This window comes from Treponema sp. R80B11-R83G3, assembly GCF_054786115.1.
In genome coordinates this window covers 1-11,252 of the sequence record NZ_BDHF01000052.1, presented here as the reverse complement: position 1 = coordinate 11,252, position 11,252 = coordinate 1, and the positions used below count along the sequence as shown (strand labels likewise).

General features: G+C 38.9%; 14 protein-coding genes, 1 pseudogene and 1 CRISPR repeat array. Of the genes and pseudogenes, 1 reads left to right on the top strand and 14 read right to left on the bottom strand.

The window, feature by feature from the left end; translation table 11 throughout:
• Positions 1-205, top strand: a 205-nt coding sequence (locus tag ACYVRH_RS08505; protein ID WP_461256491.1) for a hypothetical protein, incomplete at its 5' end; no start/stop codon positions are given.
• A gap of 293 nt (positions 206-498) precedes the next feature.
• Here ACYVRH_RS08505 and ACYVRH_RS08500 read toward each other — a convergent pair.
• The 14 genes and pseudogenes from ACYVRH_RS08500 to ACYVRH_RS08435 form a co-directional block, all read right to left on the bottom strand.
• Positions 499-690 carry a hypothetical protein gene (locus ACYVRH_RS08500; RefSeq protein WP_461256490.1) on the bottom strand — a complete coding sequence of 64 codons (192 nt, stop codon included), beginning with the start codon at positions 688-690 and terminating at the stop codon, positions 499-501.
• A complete protein-coding gene (locus tag ACYVRH_RS08495; RefSeq protein ID WP_461256489.1) occupies positions 677-1,294 on the bottom strand; it encodes a hypothetical protein in 618 nt (205 codons plus the stop codon). The genes ACYVRH_RS08500 and ACYVRH_RS08495 overlap by 14 nt, the downstream gene beginning before the upstream one ends.
• Positions 1,275-1,427 (bottom strand): hypothetical protein, encoded by a 153-nt coding sequence (locus tag ACYVRH_RS08490; RefSeq protein ID WP_461256488.1) that lies wholly within the window; start codon positions 1,425-1,427, stop codon positions 1,275-1,277. The genes ACYVRH_RS08495 and ACYVRH_RS08490 overlap by 20 nt, the downstream gene beginning before the upstream one ends.
• Positions 1,428-1,438: 11 nt before the next feature.
• Positions 1,439-1,612 carry a hypothetical protein gene (locus ACYVRH_RS08485; protein ID WP_461256487.1) on the bottom strand — a complete coding sequence of 58 codons (174 nt, stop codon included), beginning with the start codon at positions 1,610-1,612 and terminating at the stop codon, positions 1,439-1,441.
• Positions 1,613-1,636: 24 nt separating this feature from the next.
• A complete protein-coding gene (locus ACYVRH_RS08480; protein WP_461256486.1) occupies positions 1,637-2,371 on the bottom strand; it encodes a DNA-methyltransferase in 735 nt (244 codons plus the stop codon).
• Between the two features lies 1 nt (position 2,372).
• On the bottom strand, positions 2,373-3,059 hold the full coding sequence (locus ACYVRH_RS08475; protein ID WP_461256485.1) for a DUF5131 family protein: 687 nt from the start codon (positions 3,057-3,059) through the stop codon (positions 2,373-2,375).
• 11 nt (positions 3,060-3,070) lie between these two features.
• Positions 3,071-6,106 (bottom strand): toprim domain-containing protein, encoded by a 3,036-nt coding sequence (locus ACYVRH_RS08470; RefSeq protein ID WP_461256484.1) that lies wholly within the window; start codon positions 6,104-6,106, stop codon positions 3,071-3,073.
• Between the two features lie 3 nt (positions 6,107-6,109).
• Positions 6,110-6,418, bottom strand: a complete 309-nt coding sequence (locus ACYVRH_RS08465; protein WP_461256483.1) for a hypothetical protein — start codon at positions 6,416-6,418, stop codon at positions 6,110-6,112.
• Positions 6,385-6,594 (bottom strand): hypothetical protein, encoded by a 210-nt coding sequence (locus tag ACYVRH_RS08460; RefSeq protein WP_461256482.1) that lies wholly within the window; start codon positions 6,592-6,594, stop codon positions 6,385-6,387. Before ACYVRH_RS08460 ends, ACYVRH_RS08465 begins: the two co-directional genes overlap by 34 nt.
• Positions 6,595-6,716: 122 nt before the next feature.
• Positions 6,717-6,899, bottom strand: coding sequence for a hypothetical protein (locus tag ACYVRH_RS08455; protein WP_461256481.1), 183 nt, complete (start codon positions 6,897-6,899; stop codon positions 6,717-6,719).
• Entirely contained in the window at positions 6,899-7,201 is a 303-nt protein-coding gene (locus ACYVRH_RS08450; RefSeq protein ID WP_461256480.1) for a hypothetical protein, read from the bottom strand. The genes ACYVRH_RS08455 and ACYVRH_RS08450 overlap by 1 nt, the downstream gene beginning before the upstream one ends.
• A 10-nt stretch (positions 7,202-7,211) precedes the next feature.
• Positions 7,212-7,493 carry a hypothetical protein gene (locus tag ACYVRH_RS08445; RefSeq protein ID WP_461256479.1) on the bottom strand — a complete coding sequence of 94 codons (282 nt, stop codon included), beginning with the start codon at positions 7,491-7,493 and terminating at the stop codon, positions 7,212-7,214.
• Positions 7,494-7,736: 243 nt separating this feature from the next.
• Positions 7,737-8,168: direct repeats of the CRISPR family, unit length 36 nt; unit sequence GTTGCAGACCGACCAATTTTTCGAGTAAACTGAATT.
• A 13-nt stretch (positions 8,169-8,181) separates the two neighbouring features.
• Positions 8,182-10,308: pseudogene (gene cas9, locus ACYVRH_RS08440) on the bottom strand (type II CRISPR RNA-guided endonuclease Cas9); the annotation flags it as partial.
• Positions 10,309-10,598: 290 nt separating this feature from the next.
• On the bottom strand, positions 10,599-11,144 hold the full coding sequence (locus tag ACYVRH_RS08435; protein WP_461256478.1) for a shikimate kinase: 546 nt from the start codon (positions 11,142-11,144) through the stop codon (positions 10,599-10,601).
• Positions 11,145-11,252 lie beyond the last annotated feature (108 nt).

Genomic DNA, 11,252 nt, shown 5'->3' with positions numbered 1-11,252 from the left:
TTGTATAATCATTTCTTTCATATCGGTAGTTAATAAATGGAAATTTTCAGGATCGTCAATTACTAACCTGACAGCAGTACTCGGCATAAATACCCCTTTTGTTTCCCCGGTGAAACTTTTTAAAACAATTCCGGCTGGCTATAGCATATTTTATCAAAAGTTAAACATAATTCAACTAACTTTTTTGAATAGTTTTCAACAATAGAAACCAATTCACGCCGCGCCGCAAACAGGGCGGCCTCCGGCGTTTTTTCCGGCGCGTCTTTTATGATGTTTGCCTCTTTTTGGTAGATTAACTTTCTTAATTTAAGCTGAAAGCCATAATAGAAACCCGGTTCCGCCTCATAAACTTAAACCTTTATAAAATCCCCGCCGTGGGCTTGTTCTAGGGCTTTTATAGGGGCTTTTTTGATGTTCCCCCATAAATCTACATATTCAGCGGCAAAGGCCGGTATAACCGCGCCCGTGGCCACTGGGGGCAAATTTTCAACAGGTGTTTCAATAGTCAAGGTTTATCCGGGTTAATATGTTTAGCAAGGAGGATAACTCTTGCGGAACCAAAACTATATTAAAGTTTTCATCTTCCATTTGTAATTTTTGTTTTGGTTTTATTTCCCATAAGCCGTCAAAATGCTTGTATACTTCCCACTCGTCATTTTCGTAAATGACAGTTTTCCTAATTTCCCCCATAGTCAGCCCCCTTGTTTTCAAACTCAATACGGTATACCCACGGATTTTTATCCCATGTATACCCGGTTTTGCCGTTTATTTCATTCCATAGCCGCGCATAATTTTCCCGGTTTTTGCAACCTTCTAAAACCGCGTCAATATCATCTAACTCGTGGAGGCGTTCAATTTTTACATCCGTTATTTTTAATAAGAACCGGGACGCTATACGCGGTAAAAATATAGGAGAATGCCATTTATCATCCGGGTAATATTTTGAACCCGCTTTATAAAAATAGAGACTATCCCCGTGTACATACCAGCCATCATTATCATCTTTTAGTAAAATACTATTAGGCGGGCATATCATTCTTAAAAAAGGTTCTCTTACCCATAGCAACAGGCCGGGCCAGTATTTTGCTTTTGTAAAATGTACAGTAGGTTCCGCAAAAACGGCCTGCATATAACCTTGAAAAGATTTATTATATGCTTTGTATTCTAGGAAGTCAACAAAATCAGGCGGCTGGGGCAGAACTAGGCGGCGCGTCACTGTTTTTCTGTTTTCAAGTAACGCCTCAACCATTTCCGGCTTAAACAAAATAGGTTTTTCAACAGTTTCTTTTTTCATTTTCTGGCTCCTCCTCAATAAGGGAATATAACAATTCCCTAACGCCACGCAATTCATCCACGGCGTTTCCAAAATCCAATAGAAGGCCGTTAATATCTTCTATTGCCTTTTCAATTTTTTCTTTGTCAACCATACAAACCCCCTTTATTGACATTCATAAGTGAAACCGCAATTATCACAAATAAAATCGGCATCATGTTTTAAATGTGATTTATCGCATACCGGGCATATCCACTCGGTCACGCCGAACTCATTAACATCTTTCCAATAGCGGATAAAACATTTAGTACCCATGTAATCGCAATTTTTACAATCCATTTCCATATAGCCTCCATAAACAAATTATAATAATTCCCCTATAGGGGGGGGGGGGGTACTTTCCGGCATATTATCAAAATCTAACGTTCCCAGCGCGGCGGCTTCCTTCAATCGCTTGCAAGCGGCATTAAAATAATTTTCATTTATTTCAATACCTATGAATTTTCTTTTTAATTCAATGCAAGCCACGCCAGTTGTTCCGCTTCCCATAAATGGATCAAGAATTATTTGATTTTCATAGGATACCTTATTAACAGCCCATTTCATAAAATTAAGCGGTTTAGGGCAAGGGTGAATATTATTTATATCCCCTACTCTTTCATTTTTTAACCACGCGGAACTTGCGCCGTTTCCGGGTTTTGCGGCGCGGGGGTTTTTGCCATAGTATAAAATCATGTGAGCTAAAATAAATCCCCACCTTCCCGCGCCGCTTCCAGCCGGATTAAACCATACCCCGATGTCATCATAAGGCGGGTATAACATAAGGTTTCTATTTCCGGGCGTTATTAACGCGCAATTTGAAATAGCAATAGCCATATTTATTGCCGGTATAACTTTTTCTTTTATATATTCCGGCGTATCCGAAAAACCTTCATAAGATGTTTGCTCTTTTTTTCTTGCTTGCCCTGTATTTATTTCACCTAACATAACGCCATAAGGCGGATCGGTTACAACCGCGTCAACCCTTTGAAGTGTCGGCAGTATATCCATGCAATCGCCGAGGTGTAATTCACAATTTCCGATAACTTCCCGGCGCAAATTAAGCCTCCAGTATCCTTTTTAAATTAGATTTAATTTCAATAGTTGCGTCTAACTTTTCTAAAGCCCCTAATAAATAAAGTAATTCATCCCTTGTCGGTTCCGGCAGGTTTTTATTGCAACTATCCGCGCCGATGTTAATTTGTACCGGGTTAATTGTCATTATCATTGCTAACAATGTATCTAAATCAAACTTCATTATTGGTTCAATCGTTACCATGCGTTTATATTTTTTTGGCAACATTGCCAAAGTTGCCGCTCTTTCAATCGGCGGCGGCGCATTGCGCATAATGTCAGGCATATAATAATTTGTTTCAATAGTTGTACTTAATATAAACTTTTTGGGGACTAACCAATCGTCAACTATTTTTAAGTACCGGCGCGGGTTTTTTGTTTGCAACAGGTATTTGTTATTATAGCCTATAGCCTTTGTTAAAGCATAATGAGTAATCCACTCCTCTGGTATTTGCGGCGCAAACATATCTATTGAACTGCCGATAAAAATAAAATTGTTTTCCCCTAAATCTGTTTTCATTTCAGATTTAACCAGCCGGGGGGCTTTCAACCTTCCCTCCCCCCAGCGTTTCACATAACAGTAGGTACAATCAAAAGGGCAAGCCCCTTTAATAATATTCCATGTATGAGTTATAAACTTAAACATATTTCCGGCGGTTTCATTCAGCGGCATTTCCTACTCCTTTATAAAAACGGATTTTCATCCGGCGGCGGCGCGTAATTTTTAGGCGGTGAATAATCAACGGGCGCGGCGGTATCATCCGGGCGCGGCTCTTGCGTTATTCCTTCATCCGGTTTTAGGCGGATATTGAAAAAATAAAGGTCAACAACATTTTGAACCTTTTTTTGTTTATAACCTACCAATTTATAATCACGCTTAAAATAGCGCGTAAACTTTTGACGGGTTAATGCTTCCTTGCCGCTATCGGCGGATGTAAAATTGTAGTATTTCAAATAACGTTCATAAACCTCTTGAACCCTAACAAAAGCGTCATCGGCAACATCAAACTTTATACAATCCTTTACAAAACGGTCAATATCGGTGTCCAATTCTTCAATGTATGACTGCTTATATTTTTTACATTCATCCGATAACGGGATCGCGCCGCCTAATTCATATTTTAATTTTATATAGTAGTCAATAAACATTTTAATTATGCCGGTATATTCAGGGATTATCTTTTTTTTGAATTCATCTATATTTATAAAATCCTTATCCCCTTTTTTATGTTCTACCAAAAAAGGAATTATAACCATGCGCTGAATTGTTGCGTTATCATGGGAGTCAAACAATGGAAGGTGGTTAGTCAAAATTACAATTTGCGCCGTGGGAACAAAGTCATGGGGGCTTTGATATAAATCGCGGGCGGTTAGCATATCGCCGCCGGTCAATAACTTCCATAGCGCGTTATTCAAATATAAATTGCGCCCGGGTTCACTGGCAACCCCGCAACCTTTGCCCTCCAGTTTTGCAACATAGGGGGTCGCTTCATTCCCTGTTACTTGCCTTACACCCTTTGATACAAGGATTCCCGCCGGTACTTGCGCGAACATTCCGGCAAAAACGGCTTGTAAAATATCCATTGTAGTGGTTTTCCCGGTGTTTGTTTCACCGATAAAAACTCCGCCGTATTTATATTTTGTATTCCGGGAAGGTATTAAACTTAAATAAAATAAAAGTGTTTCAAGTGTTTTTTCGTTTTTAAAATTGCCCTTCATAAATTCTTTAAACTGTTTAGGGTTAATGGCTTTTTTCATATCTTGAACGGTATACGGCAAAACATCGCGGCGGTATTCATCCCGTTCCGATTTTCTATAAATTATTTCCTTGCCGGAAAAATCTAAAACGCCGTCAATCAGCGTCAAGGTTTCACGAACCGCCGGGCCGTCAAACAATACCGATGTTTTGAATACGTCAAATTGTTCTAATTGCGAAAACTCGGACATGATATCAACCCGGAACCGGCGGCTTTCCATTTTAACAATAATTTCATCAATATCCGATTTTCTTAAACCTAATTCCTTTAGGTCTATTTTTTCATAGTAGTAAATCATAACGGCTATTAAAATGTTATAAATTACACCTGTCATATCCGGCTCGCGCCTCCATGTATGACCGTTAAAAAAATAATACTTTTTTTCCGATTCCACATAGATAATATGACCGTCTAAAATATCGGATACAACCATAGCGGCGGCCCTTACGCCCAGCGTTTCTAAAAATTGCCTGACGTTTTTATTATATTTCATATCATCAAAATCTATGTCAACAATGGGTTTATGCCTGTTAATCTTTTTTAACAATTCACTGGCCGGGGTTAATTCAATTTTTATAGTACGTTGTAAATATTTTGAAAGGCCGTATTTCCATGAAAATTCTATTAAAATATACGGGGATACATCGTTTTTTTCTTTTATTTGTTCCTTTGTTGCCCCCCATTCAATTAAATCTTTTTCAATGTCTTTTGGATTTTTAACGGCTTTTAAAATAGCTGAAATAAATAATTGAACATCCCCCGCCTCTTTTTCTTCAATGGCTTTTTTCGTTATCTTTTTTAATATAGCCAGTATGCGTTTAACAGGCAGATAATCCCATTTAAGCGGCGTTTTTTCATTTGTCTTTTTTTCCGGCGGTATGTATTCCCGCGCCTCTTGAATTGCCTTTATAACAACATCGCGTTTTCCGGCAATGATTAAGCCCTCCGGGTCTTTTTCGCAATGGTTATCCGTCAAGGGCAATTCAGCGATTTTAATAATGCCGGTATACCCCGCATTGCGCATGATTTCCGGGATGTTTGTTTTCAGTTTATCGGTCGGGGAATACGCTTCCAGCCCGGAGGCTTTCCGCCCTACTTCATCCGCGTCAAAACATAAAATTATTTCCGGCACATCTAACAAACATTCTTTGACTTTAGGGCCTGTTATTCCCGCCGTGGTTCCGCCGCTTGCAAATACATTTTTAACCCCTATGGCGGCGGTTGAAAATGCGTCCATTTCACCCTCGGTGAAAATAAGCGGGTTTATTTTATCGGTTATTTCCGGCAGGGGGTATTTGCCCTTTGAATTGAACTTTTTACATTCACCGTCAATATAATAATGCAATTTGTAATAACCGCGAGGCAAACGCAAAATAACGCCGGTATGTTCCCACCACGACCTATCGGTATTAGGATTTTTAAGCGGTATACCGGCGGCGCGTAACACATCCGCGCCTAAATCTTGCCGCGCCCGGTCAAGGCCGGGCCAGTAATAAAAATTCTTTACCATAGCCGGTATTAAATCATCCGGGTATTTTTGGCATAGCCCTAAAGATGAAGCGGCGGCGCGTATATTCAAAAACTTTATAATTTCTTTTTCGGCGGCGGCGTTTTCTTTCAAGTAATTTTCAAGTTTTGTTTGCGCGGCAGGGTCGGCGGTAAAGTTTTCGCGTTCTTTTTTCTTGCCGCCGGGCGCGGGGGGAGGCATTGCGCCGCCGTTAAATAAATTTTCTATGAATTGGAATTGTTTAGTTCTATCCGTTATTCCCTCTAAAATGGATACTCCATCGTAAATGTCTCCATCTGCGCCGCAACCAAAACAATGATAATGGCTTTCATCAACTTTGCAAGAGGGGGTATTTTCACTATGAACAAAACATAGACAAAACCCCTCGGCATTGACTTCAATCCCTTTTAAGTGTAGATAATCTTTTAGCCGGTTTTTGTACCGTGAAAAATCCATGCTTTATACCCCTTTTAATACCGGCAAAAAATATCCGGCGGCCCCTATATGACATTTGCCTTCAGGTTTTGGAAATATGTCAATATTTTTTTTATTTTTATAAAAACAGTTTTCGCAATAAAATTGCTCATTGTGAGTTTCCGTTCTTATAAATATTATTTTTGTTTGTTCTAAAACCATTATTGCCGTATCTATATCAGCTAAATCAGGCCACGATGTTTCAGCCCTTTTCAAAACATCTTTAGCCCATAACATTTCATCCTCAATGTTAGTAATTTCTAATATTTTTCCGTTTTCGTATTTAATTCCCATTTCCCCCCTCCGTTTCTTGGCCCCCACGCATTACAATCAAAATCACCGTCAAAAGCCTCGCAATCCGTTCCGCAATCATCCGAACACCCGTTACACGGATGAAACACGCATAAATCGCCGGTTAGCTTGCTATCTTCATTTTCTGTTGCCTCATTGCAATTAAAGCATTTTCCCATAATTACTTTTTCTTAAAACGCTCTACTAAATACCACATTCCGGCAACAATCAGCGCAATAACGCCGATTCCAATTCCGATTAAATCTCCCACATTAACTACTACTATCATTCAATCCCCCCGTTAAAAGATGAAAATAAAATACAAAACTATTAAAGCGATATTTTCAAGAATTAAAATCATTCCTAAAATATCGCGGTTCCGCGCTAGGCGGTATACTTCCTTTTTTACCGCGTTAGTTGCAACATTCTTTAATTGCTTTTTATATTGGTTGCGTATGCGCCGCCCTTTGAATATATCCGCCATTATTCAGCCTCCGCAAAAACAAACTTTATAAACGCGCCGTAACAGGCAAGGTCGCAAACTTCCTTCCCGCAAATATTGAATATGGCGGCGGCATGTTCCTTTACTTGACAGCTAGGCCGCGCCGGGCAATCCGGGCAATCAAGATGATTATTGTTGAAAAACTTCCAATTTTCCCGCCCGGATGAACGCGCCGCCGCTTGTATTGTTTTGTATAATTGCGCAGGGATTTTTAGCGTTATGGGAATTTTTTCCCGCGCCGCCCTCATTTGATTTTCCTTTATTATCATTTCAGACTCTTTCATAAAATCCCCCTTACCATATTTCCAATTCCACCTGCCTTGTTACCGGTTCCGGCGGTTTTGGTATTGGTTTAATGTCAACCAATTCCCCGCCTATAATGGTTTTAACCCTATGCGTTGCAAGGTCAAGTTTTAAACCATGTTTATTTAACAATTCAAACTCCGCCGGGGAATATTTGACTATTCCCTCTTTTGTTGAAAAATAAACCCAGCCGCTTTCTTCATGGATCGCAAATTCTTCATTAAAGTATTCACTAAAAAAGTATTGCCAGCCGGGTTTCTTTTCTTTAGGCATTTTCAACCGCTTTCAAAATTAAAGCTAACAACTGCTCGCCCGCTTCAATTTTTTTTGATATACCTTCCCGCCCTGTTTGCAAAAAATCCTTTTTCAACTGTTTTATATAGTCATAAATAACAGTTAAAACGATATTAACATCGACAATTTTATGTTCCGCCGTTATAGGCTCAAAATCCGGCGGCGGCTTTGCGCCGGGCTTTGCCGGTTTAACAGGCGCGGGAGGTTCCGCCGGGATATTGCGTTGCAGACCGACCAATTTTTCGAGTAAACTGAATTCTACGCCGTTTGCGTCCACTATTTTGTCTAGTTGCAGACCGACCAATTTTTCGAGTAAACTGAATTAAGTTTATTATTACCCAACTTGTCTTTTCCGTTGCAGACCGACCAATTTTTCGAGTAAACTGAATTCGGAAGGGAAAGGGGCAAGTGTCGCAAGCCGTTGCAGACCGACCAATTTTTCGAGTAAACTGAATTTGTGTTTGCTCTCTGTGTTGCAACTTTTTGGTTGCAGACCGACCAATTTTTCGAGTAAACTGAATTAACATTTTCGTTTTCCAATTCGTTAAAGGTGTTGCAGACCGACCAATTTTTCGAGTAAACTGAATTTAACGGTTGAAAATATAAGCGAACAATTACGTTGCAGACCGACCAATTTTTCGAGTAAACTGAATTGTTTTAACCGACTTCGGTTGTATTGCGGCGGTTGCAGAGTATTGAAACCCCATAATCCACGGAGCATAGCAGTAAGTCTGCCCGGGCTGACCCAGATTGCATTAGTATCACAAATTGCTGACAAATAATCTTTACCTGCTGTTGACAGGTAAGCGGTATCTGTTATCTGTCTGTCAATAAAACCTCCCTCATCTTCGTGAAACCTAACCATAGCATCGGGATAAAATTTTCGTCGTTTATTAAAAGGTAATTTTGCGGAAAGTTCCATGATACGATTCCAGTCAAAACCTTTTGGGTTATTACCAAACGCTTCAAAGGGACTTTGATTTTTTTTAGCTTGATTACATTTTCTATGAGCTACAGTCAGATTATCACGGGAATTAAGCAGAGTTCGGGAATATGGAAGGATATGCTCAATCTCCACATCACCCGAAATCAACTGTTTGGCGGAAATTGTTTTTCCGCAATAAGGACAAAGACGGGCTAATCCTTCGACAGCAAGTTCTTCCCATAATTTATATTTCTTGATAAATTCGCTATTTACCTGTATCACTCCAAGATCAGTTAGTTCTTTTTTTATCCGCTCATTTTCTTTCTGATTTTTTGATTGCTCTCTAAAAAGTTCATCTTTTTTGTTTTTACTTAACTTGAGTTCCCGCGCGACCTCCATAATAATTTGAGCAGGATTACCAAAACGGCGGATCAAGGCATTTACCAGTTTTCGTAATTGGTTTAATGCAATATGCACTGTAGGATTGGCAATACGTCCATAACGATCTTCATCGTTACCTTTATAGTTTTCTCCTTTTGCGCCGCTGACTAACCCTTTAAGTATTTTTCCATAATAGGGAAGAGAACGTTGTACATCATGTTTTTCTTTTTTTGAATGATGCAACCCCATCTTATTTACCGCTTCTGAATATTGTATCCATTCTTTCAACATGATTTCTGAACAGTCAATCATAAAATGTGATGAAAGCATCATTGTTCCGACAGGGAGATTATAACCGGATATTTTTTTTATTTGTTCTTCGGAGAGTCCAAAAGGTTTTAGGAAATCATATATTACATTTTCATCATCTTCTATCATTAAATTTTCTATGATCTCATCTTGTTTTTTAATATCCAGTTCATCCCATATAGTACCAAATAGTTCAGGCTTACGAAAATCGACAGAAGTTTCATTTCCTTTAAGTTTATCTCGCTTACTATTCTCAAGGTTGAATGAACCGGTATAATTTTCACCTAACAACTTTCTTATCCTGTCAAAGGAAAGGGACTTTTGTAAATTAAGTGCTTCAAATAGTTTCATTTTTAATTCAGAAGGAATTTTCTCTTCTCTATTTTCTTCATTGTAATAACTAAGATTATTAATCTCCTGTAAAATTCTAAAACGATGAGCCGAAGGAAAAGCACGATAGCCGCGTTCTTCTTCAGTGTAAAACTGACATCGCCCTCTCTCCGGTCGTTTAATAGGACGTTGAAAGAAAATAAGCCAATGTAGTCTGTCCCAGTTGATTTCTTTATAATATTTTTCCTGTTTATTTCTGATTGCGGCAAATTCAGTTTCGTACATTTCCCGTGAAGGATAAAAAGAATAGATAATTTTTGTCTTTTCCATTGTGGGTGTAAACCGAACTGAATTACCGGCTTCCCTTTGCTTGCAGAGCCACTGTCCAAGTGTAAGGCCTTTCAATTCTGTTTCCAAGGATTGAATGCCTCCCAACATTCCTTCCCGTTCCGCAGTATTTTCAGTCTGTTGTTCCTTGCGCCCAGATTTAAAGCCACGGCGTACTGAAAACTGCATCATGATTCTGCCAAGTTCAAATGGTTCCAGTTTCCGTTCAAGCGCGGCAGCACGGAGGTTGTAGGGATCAAGTTGGGTAATGATTTTTTGTTCTTCCTTTTCTTTGGGCATAAACCCATTATTGATAAGGAAATTCAACATTGCTCTTTTTCGACGGATTTTTCTGTCTCGTTGCCGCCGCATCTGCCTTGCATTTCGCCGTGCTTCATTAAGCGGCGTTCCGGTTTTTGGTTCGCGGCCATCAGGGAAAATTCGCACTCCCATATCAAGAATTTTTATATTTTCTGGATTTTCAATATCCAAAGCTGTCCAGCCAATTGAGCTTGTGCCCATATCCAACGCTAATCGCCACATAATAACCTCTTCAATTAATAAAAATATTACAAATTAGTCAACTTAAAACAATTTTATCAATAATTCAACTTGACAAATATTATATCATAAAGTATACTAAATATACAGTTTATTTGAAAAATTGGTCGGTATGTTAACAAGACCCCCATCGGAACCGCAGGTTCCGCAGGGTGTGTCACAAAATGACGCCTTGGGCGTAAAAAAGGAGGGTACGCCCTCCTTTTTTTATATTATTTCTTAACTTTTTCCTAATCCCAATTACATTATTTTTATTTTTTCGCCTGACACTTATTTATCAGCATTACCAATTTCTGCACCCCTTCATTTTCACTTCCATTGTTTTCAAATGACAGATCGGCTATTGCTTCATATTTGGAATATTCTTCCATATAAAGTTTTACGATATCTTGTTGCGCATCAATTTCCTTACCTGTCTTCGCGTCAAGAAAAACAATTCTGCTTGTTTTTCTGTTCTTTAATTTTTCCCTAATTAATTCTGGGTTTCTTTTTATGTGAATAATCGTTCCCAAGGCGTGCATTTGCCTAACACAATCAGGCACTAAAGAAACTTCCGCACCGGTGGATATTATCGCATCACTGTCAAGCTTTGCAATTTTATCTAATACGGCACGTTGCGCGTTCAGAAAACTTTGATTTAAAGCTGATCTGAATAAATCAGCCGCACTTTTAAAATCCAATAGATCACATACCATAATATCAGTGTCAAAGAATTGAAGCTTCAATATATCCGCAGCAAGCTTCCCAAGCGTTGATTTTCCGCAATCAGGAATACCTATTAAAAAATATTTCCCCATTTTTCACTTCTCTCAATTTTTTTTACTCTAAACTTTCTAAATGTAGCTGTTCTTCATTCTATGTCTAAATAATGGCAAAATGTGATAGAAAATACTATTATATTATAT

What these genes read in the sequence shown, in the direction of transcription:
- ACYVRH_RS08500 (WP_461256490.1), bottom strand. Translation starts at nt 690, where the DNA reads ATGGGGGAAATTAGGAAAACTGTCATTTACGAAAATGACGAGTGGGAA.
- ACYVRH_RS08495 (WP_461256489.1), bottom strand. Translation starts at nt 1,294, where the DNA reads ATGAAAAAAGAAACTGTTGAAAAACCTATTTTGTTTAAGCCGGAAATG.
- ACYVRH_RS08490 (WP_461256488.1), bottom strand. Translation starts at nt 1,427, where the DNA reads ATGGTTGACAAAGAAAAAATTGAAAAGGCAATAGAAGATATTAACGGC.
- ACYVRH_RS08485 (WP_461256487.1), bottom strand. Translation starts at nt 1,612, where the DNA reads ATGGATTGTAAAAATTGCGATTACATGGGTACTAAATGTTTTATCCGC.
- ACYVRH_RS08475 (WP_461256485.1), bottom strand. Translation starts at nt 3,059, where the DNA reads ATGCCGCTGAATGAAACCGCCGGAAATATGTTTAAGTTTATAACTCAT.
- ACYVRH_RS08470 (WP_461256484.1), bottom strand. Translation starts at nt 6,106, where the DNA reads ATGGATTTTTCACGGTACAAAAACCGGCTAAAAGATTATCTACACTTA.
- ACYVRH_RS08465 (WP_461256483.1), bottom strand. Translation starts at nt 6,418, where the DNA reads ATGGGAATTAAATACGAAAACGGAAAAATATTAGAAATTACTAACATT.
- ACYVRH_RS08460 (WP_461256482.1), bottom strand. Translation starts at nt 6,594, where the DNA reads ATGGGAAAATGCTTTAATTGCAATGAGGCAACAGAAAATGAAGATAGC.
- ACYVRH_RS08455 (WP_461256481.1), bottom strand. Translation starts at nt 6,899, where the DNA reads ATGGCGGATATATTCAAAGGGCGGCGCATACGCAACCAATATAAAAAG.
- ACYVRH_RS08450 (WP_461256480.1), bottom strand. Translation starts at nt 7,201, where the DNA reads ATGAAAGAGTCTGAAATGATAATAAAGGAAAATCAAATGAGGGCGGCG.
- ACYVRH_RS08445 (WP_461256479.1), bottom strand. Translation starts at nt 7,493, where the DNA reads ATGCCTAAAGAAAAGAAACCCGGCTGGCAATACTTTTTTAGTGAATAC.
- ACYVRH_RS08435 (WP_461256478.1), bottom strand. Translation starts at nt 11,144, where the DNA reads ATGGGGAAATATTTTTTAATAGGTATTCCTGATTGCGGAAAATCAACG.